The sequence below is a fragment of the Paenibacillus spiritus genome, from assembly GCF_008710135.1.
Classification (GTDB): Bacteria; Bacillota; Bacilli; order Paenibacillales; family Paenibacillaceae; genus Paenibacillus_AQ; species Paenibacillus_AQ glufosinatiresistens.
In genome coordinates this window covers 103,047-118,294 of the sequence record NZ_VYKK01000005.1, presented here as the reverse complement: position 1 = coordinate 118,294, position 15,248 = coordinate 103,047, and the positions used below count along the sequence as shown (strand labels likewise).

10 protein-coding genes are annotated in these 15,248 nt (G+C 52.9%); 4 read left to right on the top strand and 6 right to left on the bottom strand.

Annotated features, from left to right (window positions below; genetic code table 11):
* Positions 1-30: 30 nt before the first annotated feature.
* The 4 genes from F4V43_RS05040 to fumC all read right to left on the bottom strand — a co-directional run bounded on the left by F4V43_RS05040 (position 31) and on the right by fumC (position 8,746).
* The gene (locus tag F4V43_RS05040; protein WP_150457161.1) at positions 31-537 is read right to left on the bottom strand and encodes a hypothetical protein; all 507 of its coding nucleotides are present in this window, start codon (positions 535-537) and stop codon (positions 31-33) included.
* On the bottom strand, positions 534-6,113 hold the full coding sequence (locus tag F4V43_RS05035) for an RHS repeat domain-containing protein (protein ID WP_150457160.1): 5,580 nt from the start codon (positions 6,111-6,113) through the stop codon (positions 534-536). Before F4V43_RS05035 ends, F4V43_RS05040 begins: the two co-directional genes overlap by 4 nt.
* A gap of 49 nt (positions 6,114-6,162) precedes the next feature.
* Complete coding sequence (locus F4V43_RS05030) at positions 6,163-7,080, bottom strand: hypothetical protein (RefSeq protein WP_150457159.1); 918 nt, start codon at positions 7,078-7,080, stop codon at positions 6,163-6,165.
* A 289-nt stretch (positions 7,081-7,369) separates the two neighbouring features.
* Positions 7,370-8,746 carry a class II fumarate hydratase gene (gene fumC, locus F4V43_RS05025; protein ID WP_150457158.1) on the bottom strand — a complete coding sequence of 459 codons (1,377 nt, stop codon included), beginning with the start codon at positions 8,744-8,746 and terminating at the stop codon, positions 7,370-7,372.
* Between the two features lie 186 nt (positions 8,747-8,932).
* Between fumC and F4V43_RS05020 the strand changes: the two genes are divergently transcribed.
* Both F4V43_RS05020 and F4V43_RS05015 read left to right on the top strand, forming a co-directional pair.
* Positions 8,933-9,202 carry an ACT domain-containing protein gene (locus F4V43_RS05020; protein WP_150457157.1) on the top strand — a complete coding sequence of 90 codons (270 nt, stop codon included), beginning with the start codon at positions 8,933-8,935 and terminating at the stop codon, positions 9,200-9,202.
* 28 nt (positions 9,203-9,230) lie between these two features.
* Complete coding sequence (locus F4V43_RS05015) at positions 9,231-10,589, top strand: PFL family protein (RefSeq protein ID WP_150457156.1); 1,359 nt, start codon at positions 9,231-9,233, stop codon at positions 10,587-10,589.
* A gap of 126 nt (positions 10,590-10,715) precedes the next feature.
* On the opposite strand, the gene F4V43_RS05010 is transcribed toward F4V43_RS05015, so the two are convergent.
* Positions 10,716-11,225: a hypothetical protein gene (locus tag F4V43_RS05010; protein WP_150457155.1), complete on the bottom strand. Its 510-nt coding sequence runs from the start codon at positions 11,223-11,225 to the stop codon at positions 10,716-10,718.
* Between the two features lie 259 nt (positions 11,226-11,484).
* On the opposite strand from F4V43_RS05010, the gene F4V43_RS05005 reads away from it, so the two are divergent.
* On the top strand, positions 11,485-12,486 hold the full coding sequence (locus F4V43_RS05005) for a glycosyltransferase (RefSeq protein WP_150457154.1): 1,002 nt from the start codon (positions 11,485-11,487) through the stop codon (positions 12,484-12,486).
* Positions 12,483-13,607 carry a glycoside hydrolase family 99-like domain-containing protein gene (locus F4V43_RS05000; protein ID WP_150457153.1) on the top strand — a complete coding sequence of 375 codons (1,125 nt, stop codon included), beginning with the start codon at positions 12,483-12,485 and terminating at the stop codon, positions 13,605-13,607. The genes F4V43_RS05005 and F4V43_RS05000 overlap by 4 nt, the downstream gene beginning before the upstream one ends.
* 86 nt (positions 13,608-13,693) lie before the next feature.
* On the opposite strand, the gene F4V43_RS04995 is transcribed toward F4V43_RS05000, so the two are convergent.
* Positions 13,694-15,154, bottom strand: coding sequence for an MFS transporter (locus F4V43_RS04995; RefSeq protein ID WP_223879780.1), 1,461 nt, complete (start codon positions 15,152-15,154; stop codon positions 13,694-13,696).
* Positions 15,155-15,248 lie beyond the last annotated feature (94 nt).

The following is a 15,248-nucleotide window of genomic DNA, read 5'->3' as shown; positions in this document are numbered from 1 at the left end:
TATTAAATCCTTAAGAATTGGTGCATTACTTTACCATTCCCCCTTCTTTATTTTTTCTATTTTATAAAAATCTTCCTCTTCGTCCCATTCTTCGATATATATTGAAATTGATTCAATAAACCTATCATACGGATCACAAATTATAGAAAGTCCCTTCAACCCTGAGTACTTATAGCACTCAGCTTGTTCATCATACACTAGTGCTGGTTCTAAATTTTTTAATTCTGTAACACTCATTCCGATATTAATAATACCTTTAAAATAACCTTTATACCCTTCTAAAACGGTCACTTTCATCAACTTACCATTAAAAGTACTGAATGTAAGTTGAATACACTCAGCGATAACATAAACCATTTCAAACGGTGACTGTAAATAAGCATGCTTTTTGAAATCTGGAGAAAAGGGCGTAATAATACCAAATAAATATTCATGAATAATCTCATAGTATTCTTTAATATGTGATTTTAATTTGAAAACCCCCACTTTCCCTCCATATTTATCAATTGGTGCGGTTAAATCTATAATCTTTGTCATTCCCCTCTCCATCCTTTATATTGATTTCCTTCTAGCCAGTAGAATCTAGTTCCAGTTTTAATTTCTTCTTGAACGTTGCCCTTATATTGCCCAGGGTTTCCAATAACAATTTTAACCTTAATTTCATTTCCATTCACCTTTATATATGGAACTCCATGTCTGCCTTCCCCGTTAGAAAACTGAATGTAATTAATTTGATTACCTTTAATCATTAGTTTAACACCATTGCCACTATTAAGCGTAGCCTTGGTAACCTCAAAACCTTCATTTTGGAATATTTTAGCAACATTATCAGGACCTAGGTTCGCTATAAATTCCGGATTCTTAGTAAGATAAGCAACGTTTAAAGGACTCTCTCCATTAAAAAAACTTTGAGGTGGCATTCTGGCAGCTGCTATATACGTGAAATATCCAAATCTAAATGCTTTTTGCATTTTAAGACTAGCATCAGTGTACTTGACATCTGAAGGAACTTCTAATCCATACATACGATAATATGAAACTCGCATAGTATCTGCCATTTTTTCAGCATAAACCATACCCTCTTTATCACCGTTACGCTTTGCCTTTTCATAGTCGTCAGCATATTGTTGCGTATAACCAGCCAATTCGTCGTTGTCTGAAGCTTTTCGGTGTCCCGTCGGGTCCGTATAAATCAATGGATTATTGCTCACATACGTATAAAGATTCAACGACAGCGGATTATCAATCTGCCCTTCATACGTATCCTCATTTAAAAACCGTCCAGTTCCTGGATCATAATAGCGCGCACGTAGATAGTACAACCCTGTCTCATCGTCGTACATCTCACCCGCATATTTGAACGAATTCGAGATGCCCTCTATTTGGCTTGTTAGATTCCCCCATTCATCGTAGCCATAGCTGTTAAGCACCTTCCCGGTTGTATCCACGATTTGGACTACATCGCCGTGCCCGTTGTAAAGATAGTAATAGTCCTTCACCGCCGTACTAATGGTGACGTCTTTCTTCACCAGTAAACGATCGCCACGGACATATTCTGCCTTCTCATTTCCTTTTGTTTCGGTGACCACTTCGCCATTTGCGTTATAGCCATACTGCGTCGTATTACCCCCGCTGGATTTTTGATATCGCAGTCCGTCCGGCAGATATGCGAAATTGGTAGAGACGTTGTTTTTCGTGAGCCCCGTCAAGGTGTTCATAAGATCATAGGAGTAACTGACCGCTGAGAAATCCGTGCTTCCTGGTGAAGTATCGCTCAAGGTATTGCGATTGCCTCTAAGGTCGTACATATACTCCGCTGCGCTGCCGTCCGAGCGAGTAACCGTCTTCAGCCTATTCAGCGCATCGTACGTATACATGCTCCAACGCGCCATACGGTCGCTACCTTGTTCCGTCACCTTCATGATATTCCCGTTACAATCATACTCATACTCATACTTGGTTAGGACATTGTCCCCCTTGGTATTCGTCACCTGCTGTAGCCAGTTCAAATTGGCATCATGTACAAAGACGGCTTTCAGCGTAGTTCCATCGCTGAGCAGCGGGTAGCGGATGGAGCTGACCAACCCGTTGCCTTCATACGTATACCAGGCTTTGGCCGTCTCATTTCCGCTGGGTACTTCCTTTCCATCTGTCTGAACGGTCTCTACCCGAGTTTTGTTGTACGTGTAGTTGGTATAGAAATTGCCGAAAGCCGAGCTCGTACTGATCTGCTGAATCACCTGACCCAATATATCTCTTTTCAGGTTCAACTGAGATGAATAGCCGTTTCCTTGGGAATCTACCCAGCGTAAACGGTCAAGACTGTCAAAAAGATTGGTCTGGGACACTGACGGGGCCGCGACGTTATTGTCGTACCATCTTGTCGTGTTGTACCGGCTTCCGCGGCTGTCACCGAGAAATAACCGAACTTCCCGGTTCGCTGCCGCTCCGTTCACTGTTCCACTCCATACTGTCTTGTCCAACACTCCGGCTTCATTGTAATGGTTGGAAATCACGGTACTGTTGCGGTCTGTTCGTTGCTCCAACTGCCCCATGCTGTTATAGCTGAGTGATTCGCTTTGACCGAGTCCGTCCTGTTTAGCAATTGGCAGGCCGACTTCATTATAGACACCCGTCTTCAAGGTCTGCGGAGCGCCGCCTTTCTCCTGCATACTGACCTTGGTGATCTGATTGTTCCCGTCATAGATATAGAACGTACTTTGATTCAGGGCATTCTTCACCTGAGCCAAGCGGTTCAGGCCATCGTACACAAAGCTGGTTGTCACTCCGTCCTCGTTCATATTCTGGTTGGGATCCGTGTAACCGGTAAGATTTCCGGCAAGATCATAGCGATATTGCTCAGAAATCGTTTGGGCTTTCTGATGAAGATCCGTGTAAGTCGTTGTCCGAGAAGTCACTTGTCCCCATGGATTTTGGGTCTCTTCTACCCGATTCCATGTCTTCCCGTCCGCCGCACTTATCCTATAATTGGTCGTTTTCCGTTGCTTCAGGTCATACTCTGAGATATATCGGTTAGCGAACTCGTCCACGCCCAGATTCTGCCGTCCCCAGACGTCATAGCCTGCAGTTACTGTGTTTCCGCTCTTATCCTTGGCGTAGGTAGCTTGCCCGGATTCATTGTAATGAAATTGGTCGAAGGTCCATTTTGCCTGGTATTCATCCCATTGCTCTTGGGTTAGCAGCATCCCCAAACCATTATACAAGTAATTACAGTAAGTAATGGATTTGGCTCCGCTCGTTAGCTGGGTGCGGATCTTGAAGGTGTCCACCTTTAGTACATGAATTCCCGCATTTGTCTCGTCAAAGTGATCCGAAACCATGTTAGGGTAATAATTGTATTCTTCGGTATCCTGATATGGCGTACCGTTGTCGTTGCTGATCATTTTGGGGTATGTAATCTTCTTGATTCGTCCCTGATTGTCATAGTCATAGTTCGTCGTTTGACCGTTGCTGTCTTTCTGTTCCGTGACCAGACCTGTTGCAGCATCATATTTTTTAGTAGTTGTGATTGCTTTCTCCGTAGGCAAACTTACATTGAACAGCTGCTGTATTACGGTCGGATAGGCATACCCGTACTCGGATCCGAAAGTCGTAACTGACCGGGAGGCCAGCTTCCCCCCCGCGGTTCGTATGGCAGTCACTTTGGATACTTTGTTTCCGCCCGCCCCTCCGTCTTGTACCATCTCGTAAGTGAACCCTGTGGTTCCATCGGGCCCGGTGTATGTTTCCAGTCGGCCGGACTTATCCCCCCCATTATGGTACAGATAAGTTTCTGTAAGAGGCAAAGGATCGCTTTCGCTTTTGTACCAGGTCTTGCGGCTTATCAAGTGAAAGCTGCTGTCATATTCGTAAGTGGTAGTGTTTTTCCCCCTCAACGTCGGATTGGCCCATTGTTCCCCGGTCACTGGACGGGTTGTAGATGTCACATATCCCAGGTCATCATATGAAGTTTCAGAGTAAAGCTTATTAGCGGTAATATCCGTGTCGCCAATACCATATTCCCAGTGTTCGCTGGTCGTGGGAGATTGCGTAAAGACAGCATGAAAGCCGGTGTTTTTATCAATGATCTTTTCACCGTTGGCGGCCTCTGCTTTAGTTGTCATCAATTGGTCCTTATTATTAAAGGTATAAGTAGTCGTCCGTTGGCCGTTCAGATTTTTAATGATTGTTGAATAGGTATACGTATCGGGGATAGAACTGGAATATTCGTCTTTGAAGTAATCGGGGTACCCGTCAGAATACCTGTCATGTTCGTAACTCAGATCATTGTACTTTCCGCTAAAACCGCTGCCTTTCTTCAGTTGATCGTATCTCTCCGTGATGCTCGGATGATGGATGTTTCCTTTTCCCATGAGGTTGCCCGGAAGGTCACCCCAGACGAACACACTCTGGGAATGTGTATATTCCACACTGGAGAGCAGATCAAAATACAAGAATCCCGTATCTGGATCCCGAACGTCTGAAGTCTTTAAGGTCGGATGATACAAATAGTAATTATCATAATGTCTGAAGTTAATCTCCTCGCCGGATTGGAGCGTAATGGACTGAAGCTGTATAAATGGGGTGCCTGCCCAGTATCGGTCAATCACTCCGTCAGGGTGGCCATTAATAAAAGTATGTCCGACACGAATTCTGGAATAAGTAACCTTTTGCTGCGGACTTCCGGAGGCATCGTAGACTTGGACGACCAGCTTCTCGGTTATCGGGTTTGCATTATTGTTCTCAACAGAGTAGACCGCCTGATTGTCATAAGTAAACGTCATCTTTCTGCCTACAGTATCCTGAATATAACTGAGCATGCCTTCGGGAGAATATCGAAAAGTAATCGTATTACCGAACCGATCTACTATAGCCAGCAATCGATTATTGGGTCCACCGAAATACTCTCTTTTCTTGTCAGGATACTCCATATAGTAGGTAGAGCTGAATTGTCCGTTGGAATAAGAATGGTCCAGATCCTGAACAAGCTGACGATCTTTCCCTTTGTATCCTTTGAGATGCGTGTAGGCCTCTAATCCAGTATCATTGGCTGAAAAGGTTGATTCATAGATAGACCCTTCCCCGTCCCGGTAGTAATATTTGTTGTCGGGTGCCGGTTGTATGGAAGGAAAGCGAAAGCTCCAGCCTGTCCCCAAATTATAAATCGTGTTGTTAAAATTGACTTGCTCCATTTCGCTGTCAGTTGAGTTATACATGACGCCAAGATTTAAGTCTAACCCGTCTCGCCCGGGGAGACTGATTTGAGTTGATTTCCAAATCAAAGAAGTGGAAGTTGGATCGACGGTTTCAGCAGTTGCATCTTGATCCGAATACTGCGGCTTACTGAGTTGCTTAATGCTCTCCAAGGCAAAGTCTTTAATAACCCCGTTGATCTGGGCTGTCAAAGGTGAATTGGCTATGAGACTAGCGTCTGCCGCCTTCAGCAAAGCATTTTCGAACTGACCGGTATCGCCAGTGACGTCAAGGGAGGAAGCATATACCGAACCAGTCACATTCCCCGTCTTCTCGGCCGAGATCTTGTTCTCGCGTTGTTTGACCGTTCTAAGGTCCTCCCAGGACTTTCGAGACTTTGTCTTCTGGAGGTACAGTTCGATCGGGTCTAACCCGGTCTCCCGAGCCAAGTAGGCGGCTTCGAATACATCTTCCGTTGTGGCCCCTTGAAGCATGAGCGAGCGGACTTGCTCGTCGGACAAGCGAGGCTCTGCGGCGCCCAAGTTAGAGGCTGCCATGCCGTTTTTCATTTTCCCTGAACCGGCGTATTTGTCCTTAATTCTGAGAATGCGGGCATCCGTATTCTTTAAAGTAAGCGACATCTCAGCCAGTTGTTCAGAAGACAGGACACCGCGATCCTTAGCATTCGTCCAATAAACCGAACGGCTAACCGGTAGGTTTTCCGGTATAGTCGATGGAGCCGAGTACGAGCCGTCTGAACTTGGAGGTTCCTGTTTCGGTATTTCAAGCGGTGCAGCGATGCTGACCGGTACAGCTTTTGCCGTTGTACCTCCGGCAGCAAACACACCCATTTCAGGTACAAGCAAAAGAAGTGCTAACAGAGCAACACCGGCTTTTTTGATTAAGCTTGTTTTTATCATTTCTTTTCCCCAGTTCTCTTTATATTTTCAATTATTTGAATGTATAAGCTTAGTTTTGGCCAGAAGGTCCCACTTCAAAAAACTGATTGGAATTTTTAACCACGAAATTCCTCACGTAAGTGGAGAGTTCGCCTTTCATATTGGCTACAACCACTTTCACTTGATGGGCAGCGGTCTGTCCAGCGGCTCCATTCCCGGCCACAGGAAGATCCAAATCAATTGCATAGCCGCTTATGCTCTGATTATATTGAGTGTAGGCCGCCTTAACGTCCGACCTTGAGACAGTCAAACTTCCTGATTTTATGTAATTATTATCCAAATAAACTTGGACAGATTTGATCCCTTCCGTGTCCAACTGCCATCCGCTTACCGTCATACGCGTGTAATTTGTATTGGGATATCTTAAATAATAGAATACGGTTACCCCTTCCGAAGGAGAGTCTAGATGTCCGACAGAGTTCAAGGCTACGAATCGGAAAGACTTGGTATAAACGGTTTCTTCGCCGCCATTGTTTCGGACCACTGTCTTAACCTCATAGGATGCATTCTGTTTCGGAAGACTGATGTTATAGTGAAATCCCGAATTGTGGTTGCCAAACTTAGGATACTTGCTGTAAATATCCTCACGCGGATCTCCGTAGCTTGCCAAACCCTGGTATGTTCCATTCAAATAAATTTTGATGCTCTGAATGCCTGTCTTGTCGAGGTGCCAGCCTTTCACGTTCAGGCCGGTCACAATTTGATCGGCGCCTGTCGGAGTTTCCAGATCCCCAAAACCCTTGATTCGTTTTTTGAGCAAATTCCCGTTCCTGTCGTACTCATAGAAAATATAGCCCTCTGAAGATTCAAAATAAGTCAGCCTTCCATTGTCATCATACTTATAACTCCCCGGAAGGGCTGAACCTAGACCAGAAGCTAGACCGCTTCTTCCCGAGAGCAGGACCAAGCACCCCAGCAAAAATCCCAACCTGATGACCACCGAGTTCCTTCTCACACCCTACCACTCCCATTTGTAGAATAATGCCTTCTTATCAGAGCAACAGCGTTACTATAATCAAAAAGACATTTCGAAATCCCATAGAACGTGCTGTCGAATCATGTTTTATGGGGTTTAATTTTACATTTTTGTGAGCCGAAGACCGGCACTTATTCCTTTCCAAAAGCAATTACCTCTGAAATTGCAGCCTCCTTTAGAACAACAAAAGGCTGCTCCCGCAAGCTTATCTCGCGGAAACAGCCGTATTCTCTTCTTTCCCCTATATCATCTTCTCCGGCCGCACAATCCGGTCGAACTCTTCTTCCGAGAGGTAGTTCAGCCGCAGGGCCGCTTCCTTCAGCGTCAGGCCCTCTTTATGGGCCAGCTTGGCGATGGCGGCGGCTTTCTCGTAGCCGATGTGCGGGTTGAGCGCCGTTACCAGCATCAGCGAGCGCTCCAGGCCCTGACGGATGGCCTCGGTGTTCGCCGTGATGCCGCGCGCGCAGTGTTCCTCGAACGAGATCATGGCATCGGCCAGCAGGCGGCAGGATTGCAGGAAGGCATGGATGATGACCGGCTTGAAGACGTTCAGCTGAAAATTCCCCTGGCTCGCCGCCACGCCGATGGTCGTGTCGTTCCCGAGCACCTGGCAGACGACCATCGTCAAGGCTTCGCTCTGGGTCGGGTTCACTTTGCCCGGCATAATGGAGCTGCCCGGCTCGTTCTCGGGAATCGAGATTTCGCCGATGCCGCTACGCGGCCCGCTCGCCAGCCAGCGGACGTCGTTGGCGATCTTCATCAAGTCGCCCGCGAGCGCTCTCAAAGCGCCGTGTACGTAGACGAGCTGGTCGTGACTGGTCAGGGAGTGGAATTTATTCGCTGCGGATACGAAGCCGTAGCCGAGCTCTCCGCCGATCCCTGCCGCCGCCCGGTCGCCGAATTCCGGATGGGCGTTGATGCCCGTTCCTACGGCGGTGCCGCCGATGGCCAGCTCCAGGAGCGACTCCGCACTCTGCGCGATAAAGGCTGAAGTCTTGTCCAGCATCGCTTTCCAGGCCCCGATCTCCTGGCCCAGCGTGACCGGTGTCGCATCCTGAAGATGCGTGCGTCCGATCTTGATCAATTCCTTGTATTCGTCGGACTTCCGTCCCAGTGTATCCGCCAGCTGCGAGATCGCCGGAAGCACCTGCCTTTGAACGGCGATATACGCGGCGATATGCATCGCCGTCGGGAAGGTGTCATTGGAGCTCTGCCCCTTGTTGACATCGTCGTTCGGATGGATCGATCCTTCTGCGCCGGCCTCCGCCAGCAGCTCATTGCCGCGCCGGGCGATGACTTCATTGACGTTCATATTGCTCTGTGTGCCGCTGCCGGTCTGCCAGACCGCAAGCGGAAATTCGCCGTCGTGCCGGCCGGCGATAATTTCATCCGCCGCGCGGGCAATCGCTTCCGCCTTCGCGGGCGCAAGCAGACCGAGGTCCGCATTGGCCGAGGCTGCGGCTTTCTTGATGCGGGCCAGGGCGCAGATGACGTCCAGCGGGATTTTCTCGGTGCCAATCCGGAAATTCTCCAGGCTTCGCTGCGTCTGGGCCCCCCAATACTTGTCGGCAGGGACCTGAATGGTTCCCATTGTGTCGCGTTCCGTACGAAATTCCATGACATTTCTCCCTTCCAGGACTGAAATCTATGTAATTCCTATTCTATTTAACCAACTTTTGCGCCAAAATGCCAGCACTGTCTTCTCCCCGCACACAACAATCCGCCGCCACAAAACATTCAGTTGCCCCCCGCCCCTCCTTGGCCCATAATAAATGACAGACAAAAGGACAAGGGGGAGCCAAGCTTGAAAGGAATCATTACCGTACTGGGCAAGGACAAAGTCGGCATTATTGCCAGAGTGTGCACGTATCTCGCGGAGCACAACGTCAACATTCTTGATATCTCGCAGACGATTGTACAGGAATATTTCAATATGATGATGATCGTGGATATTTCGCAATCCTCGGACCCGCTGGAGACGCTGGTCGAGCAGCTGCAAGGGGTCGGCGAAGAGATCGGCGTCGAGATCAAGCTCCAACACGAGGATATATTCAATATTATGCACCGGATCTGAGCCGGGCGGCATTCACAGGAGGAAGCCCATGATTTCTTTGGTGGAAGTAGAAGAGACGAACAAGATGATCCGGGAGATGAACCTGGACGTGCGGACCATTACAATGGGCATCAGCCTGATGGACTGCGCGCATACCGACCTGAAGACGTTCAATCAGAAGATCTATGATAAAATCACCCGGTCCGCCGAGCATCTCGTCAAGACCGGCAATGATCTGGAGAAACAATTCGGCGTGCCGATTGTCAACAAACGCATCTCCGTCACTCCCATCGCCATCGCCGCCGGCTCGGTCGAGACCGATACGTATGTGCCCGTCGCCGAAGCACTGGACCGCGCCGCCCGCGAAGTCGGCGTCAACTTCATCGGCGGCTTCTCCGCTCTTGTGCAGAAAGGCTGCACCACCGGCGACCGCAAGCTGATCGAGAGCATTCCGGAGGCGCTGGCCGTTACCGAGCGGGTCTGCTCTTCCGTCAATGTCGGCTCCTCGCGCAGCGGCATCAACATGGACGCCGTCAAGCTGATGGGCGACATCATCCGGAGAACCGCGCTTGCGACGCAGGACCGCGATTCCATCGGCTGCGCCAAGCTGGTCGTCTTCTGCAACGCCGTGGAGGACAACCCGTTCATGGCCGGCGCTTTTCACGGAGTCGGCGAACGGGAGACCGTCATCAACGTCGGCGTCAGCGGCCCGGGCGTCGTGAAGCGGGCGCTGGAAGAGGTCAAGGGCCAGGACTTCGAGACGCTGTGCGAGACGGTCAAACGGACGGCGTTCAAGATTACGCGCGTCGGCCAGCTTGTGGCCCAGGAAGCCTCCAGACGGCTTGGCGTGCCGTTCGGCATCATCGACCTGTCGCTGGCTCCTACGCCGCTGGTCGGAGACTCGATCGCCGAGATTTTTCAGGTCATGGGGCTGGAGGAAGCCGGAGCTCCCGGCACGACAGCCGCACTCGCCATTCTGAATGACAACGTCAAGAAAGGCGGCGTCATGGCCTCTTCCTATGTCGGCGGTCTCAGCGGCGCCTTCATCCCCGTCAGCGAAGACCACGGCATGATCCAGGCCGTGCAGCGCGGCGCGCTGACCCTCGAGAAGCTGGAAGCCATGACCTGTGTCTGCTCCGTCGGACTAGACATGATCGCCATTCCCGGCAGCACCACGAAGGAGACGATCTCCGGCATTATCGCGGACGAAGCCGCCATCGGCATGGTCAACAACAAGACGACCGCCGTCCGGCTGGTCCCTGTCATCGGCAAGGAAGTCGGCGAAATGGTCGAATTCGGCGGACTGCTCGGCTACGCGCCGGTCATGGCCGTGAACCGGTTCGACTGCTCCGGGTTCGTCAACCGCGGCGGCCGTATCCCGGCCCCGATCCACAGCTTCAAGAACTAGCAGCTGGAAGGAAGCCGTGTTCTCTCCCAGATGCTGCTTCCATCTGCTCCGCCGATACAGCAAAGGCGGCAGAGAGTCCCCTCACGGGAGCTCCCTGCCGCCTTTTTTTGCCTGAAGAAGAAGCATTTAAGCCAGATGAATCGCCAGGGTCGGCGCGCCGCTCGTCAGGTCCACGAACAGCACGTAGCTCTGTCCATCGGTTCCCTTCACGATTACACCCGGCTGGTTGGGAACGGCTGCGGCATAGAACAATACCGGCAGGCCGGAGACCGCACCGGCACCGGGAGCCGTCGGTACCCCCGTCATATTGGTCCGATGGGCTACCGTCATGCTGCCACCGACACTGGCTTCTCCGAGAACACCGAGATGCGTTCCGACCGTCTGGCTTCCGTTCACATTGAAGTTGCCCGCCACCGTCTCGCTGCCGTTGACATTGAAGTTACCGTCTACCGTCTGGCTGCCATTGACATTGAAGTTGCCATCCACGGTCTCGCTGCCATTGACATTGAAGTTGCCGTCAATGGTCTCGTTGCCGTTCACCTGGAATGAACCGAGCACTGTCTGGTTGCCATTGACCTGCAAATCCTGATTGATGGTCTGGCTTCCGGTTACCAGCACATTGTCGAATGTAGGCATTTCATCCATCCTCCCGCTTGTGTGTTCGAACTTCCTGCACGGTTGCCGGAAGAACGGCAGCACCGTTCCGCCGCGTTCGGTACGATATACCCTATGCGCCAAGGACGGACCGGGGCTCGGACATTCATCTATCTGGAAGCTCCGCTTCGGCGGAGATGCGTTCCCGGGCATGGTCGGCTGCCCCTTACTGAATATCCGCTCCGCTCATACACTGTCTCGAAGAAACAAGCGAGCCTTCTTGTGAAAAGGAGCATGCCGGATGAATATAATGCCTGACTTCTCCCCCTCATCCCCTCTCTTCCGCGGCCACTATCTTAGACCTGCCCTTCGGCCGGACAGCGAAAGACAGCGGCGCAGGTCCACTCCACTTCGGAACTGGAAGGAGCTGCGGATTCTCTTAATCGCCCCCGAGCGGGGGCCGGCCTCCTCGCTCGTCCCCGTCCTGGAGGAGCCGCTTCGGCATCTGCTTCGGGATGTAGTAACCATTAAATACACACATTCTCTGGAGCGCTACCTCGGAAGCTCCCGTCCGGAGCTGGTGCTGGTAACCGGAGACGGGTGCGGCTTGCCGGAGCGCAATCTTCGGATGCTGGCTGCATCCGGTGCTGTCCGCGCAGCTTGGGTGAGCGATGAAGAGACGCCTGCCGGATTCACTCCAACCCCCCGGCCTTTGTTCGACTTTATGTTCACGCAGCGCTACGCAAATCTCACGAATTACCGGGCTCTGTGTACGGAAGGGGTCCATTACCTTCCTCTCCCTCCGGACACTGCCCTCTATCGTCCGCGTCCCGCAAATGCCGGGTTCCGCTCGGATATTCTGATTCTGGAGGGGAACTATTCGAACAAGGAACTGAACCGCTGGCTGGAGGAACTCCCGCTGGAGGACAAAAAGGTACTGCGGATTCGGGACGGGACGCTCCCCCTCGCCGAAGAAGCCGATTATTTCAGCGGCGCCCGGATGGTCATCAACGCTTCAGGCAAGCTCGGAACGGCGCAGAACGTAAGCGCCTGCGGAACATTCCAGCTGATTCGGGATGATCCGGCTCTCTACGACTACACGGCGAACAATCCGGCCCTGGCTGTATTCCACAGCGGCGGGAAGCTCCGGGAGCTGTTCCATCACTACTGGGAAGATCCCGACCGGCGGCGGACCCAGGCCTCCCGGGCGCTTGCCGACCTTCGTTACAACCGGTCCGGACTGAATCAGAGCATGAAGCTCCTGACCCGGCTGTCCGCGGTCTCTCAGGTGGACGAACGATGAAAATTATTGCTTTTCTCCTCCCTCAGTTCCATGCGATTCCCGAGAATGACCGCTGGTGGGGTCCGGGATTTACCGAATGGACGAATGTCCGGAAGGCACAGGCGCTGTTCCCCGGTCACCGCCAGCCGAAGGTGCCGCTGGGAAGCCGTTATTATAACCTGACGGAAGCCGCCGTCCGCGAGCGTCAGGCCATGCTGGCGCGGCGCTTCGGCATCTACGGGTTCTGTTACTATCATTACTGGTTCGGCGGAGGCAGACGGCTGCTTGAGAAACCGGTGCAGTCCATTCTGGCCACGCGCCGTCCGGACTTCCCCTTCTGTCTCTCCTGGGCCAACGAGCCCTGGACCCGGCGCTGGGACGGTATGGATAGCGACGTTCTGATGCCGCAGACTTACGGGGAGGAAGAAGACTGGGTCCGGCATTTCGATGTCCTGCGGGAAGCCTTCCTTGATTCCCGGTACATCCGGGTTGAAGGAAGGCCTCTGTTCGTCCTATACCGCCCGGCCGATATTCCCCGCTGCGCGGAAATGCTGGAATGCTGGCAGAGGCTGGCCCGGGCTGCGGGGCTGCCCGGCCTGCATGTGGTGCGAACGCTCGGCGGCTTTCCGGCCGGAGCGAAGACGGAGGGTTTTGCCGCCAGCTTGGAATTCGAGCCGCATTATACCTTCGCTTCGGGAGAAGCGCCGGAGCTCTGGAGCGCCGTGCCCACCCGGGAAGGCGAGCTGCTCGTTCTGGACTACGATCAGCTGTGGCGCTCCATTCTGGATCGCAGCCCGCACCGGGACGGAGAACCGGTCTACCCCGGCGCATTTGTCGATTGGGACAATACCCCCCGGAAGGGAGCCCGCGGGCAGAGCACGCTCGGCGGCACCCCCGAGAAGTTCGGGCGCTATCTCGCCCGGCAGATTGAACGCGCCAGGGAGGTCTATGAGAGTCCCTTCCTCTTTCTGAACGCCTGGAATGAATGGGCGGAAGGCGCCTTCCTGGAACCTGACGAAGACCATGGGGACCGTTATTTGCAGGCGGTCCGCCGCGCTCTGGCCGAATCGGCGAATCCCGGGGAGAATGCGGAACAAGGCGCCCCGGCGGACCAGCCCGCCAGGACGCCTCGCACCGATTAAAGCGAGATAAGGATGCGCCTTGCTCCCGTGTCACGAGACTTGACTATAAAGAGGACGTGGCGCGGCCGCCGGCAAGGGAAGGCGGATCAGCTCCGGGCCTGAACTTTGGCTCGCTTCGCCCGCAGGAGACGCCACCCGGTCAGCATGGCCGCAACGGCGCAGATGGAAGACGAAGTCAGAAAGACGGTGTGCATGCCGGCCAGAAAGATCTCCGGCCGGCCGGCAACCAGACCGGTTACCCGGTATCCCGCGCGATGGCTCATCACCTGGAACAAGACGGTCGTCGCCACTGTTATGCCGACCACCATGCCGATGTTGCGGACGAGCGAATTGACGCTGCCAGCCGAGCCCAGCTGGGTTCGGGGAACCTGGGACATGACGAGCGAGTTGTTCGGAGACTGGAACAGTCCGCCTCCGACTCCCAGGAGCACAATCCACAGACCGACCAGCCCTACGGGGCTGCCGTCGTGCAGCCGGGCCAGTCCGATCTGGGCGATCATCATGACCACCAGCCCCGCGAAGGTAAGAAATTCCGAGCCGATCCGGTCCGACAGCGCCCCGCTCAGCGGCGCGACTATGACCATCGAAATCGGCATCAGCATGAGCAGAAGGCCCGCCTGGGCAGGATCGAGACCCAGCATGTTCTGGGTATAGAACGGAGCGATAATATTGAAGCAGAAATTGGCGGTGAAGACGAGAAAGCCGCACAGAATACTGACCGAGAACAGCGGATTGCGGAACAGGTTCATCTGAAGAAGCGGCTGCGGATTGCGGACCTGGCTCCAGAGGAACGCTCCCAGCGTCAGGGCCGCTGCGATGAGCGCGGCGATGATGCGGACGTCTCCGTAACCGGTCTGCTGGCCGATCAGAAGGCCGGCGAACAGCAGCACGATGAAGACGGCGAACAGGGCGCTGCCCCGAACGTCGACGGAGGCTTTTACCCGGACCAGGTCCTTCGGCAGCAGCTTCATCCCGATCAGATAGGCAATCAGGCCGATCGGCACGTTGATCCAGAATATATACGGCCAGCCGAAGCCGGACAGTATGACGCCTCCGAGGCTGGGGCCTGCGATGCTTCCGAGGGAGACAAAGGTGCCGATCAGTCCCAGCGCCTTGCCCCGCTCGGTAGGAGGGAAGATATCGGTTACGATTCCCTGGCTGTTGGCCATTGTCATCGAAGCGCCGAGCGCCTGAATGACCCGGGAAGCAATCAGAAGCGGCAGCGATCCGCTGAGCCCGCAGAGCAGCGATCCGACAATGAAGACCAGCATGCCGATCTTGAAGATGCGAATCTTGCCGGCAATGTCTCCCAGTCTGCCAAAGAACAGAATGGCGGCGCAGATCGCCATCAGGTAGCCGGTCGTCACCCACTCGATATCGGCCATCGGCAGGCCAAGATCCCGGGAAAGGACCGGAAGCGCAATATTGACAATGCTCCCGTCGAGTGTCGACATGAAAGTGAACAGATTAAGCACGATCAGAATAATCCAGCGCCGTTTCTGGATATTCGGGTCCTGCTGGTACGTTGGAATAGAGCCTGGACTCAAGCGAAGCACCTCGAATGTTGGAATGGATTGGCTTACCGGCGGCTTTTAGTTGCAGATGCAACCGGCAGCATTCACCAGTGTACCGCAACTTAGT

Coding starts and splice junctions, on each gene's coding strand:
- F4V43_RS05040 (WP_150457161.1), bottom strand. CDS start 537: ATGACAAAGATTATAGATTTAACCGCACCAATTGATAAATATGGAGGG.
- F4V43_RS05035 (WP_150457160.1), bottom strand. CDS start 6,113: ATGATAAAAACAAGCTTAATCAAAAAAGCCGGTGTTGCTCTGTTAGCA.
- fumC (WP_150457158.1), bottom strand. CDS start 8,746: ATGGAATTTCGTACGGAACGCGACACAATGGGAACCATTCAGGTCCCT.
- F4V43_RS05015 (WP_150457156.1), top strand. CDS start 9,231: ATGATTTCTTTGGTGGAAGTAGAAGAGACGAACAAGATGATCCGGGAG.
- F4V43_RS05010 (WP_150457155.1), bottom strand. CDS start 11,225: ATGCCTACATTCGACAATGTGCTGGTAACCGGAAGCCAGACCATCAAT.
- F4V43_RS05005 (WP_150457154.1), top strand. CDS start 11,485: ATGAATATAATGCCTGACTTCTCCCCCTCATCCCCTCTCTTCCGCGGC.
- F4V43_RS05000 (WP_150457153.1), top strand. CDS start 12,483: ATGAAAATTATTGCTTTTCTCCTCCCTCAGTTCCATGCGATTCCCGAG.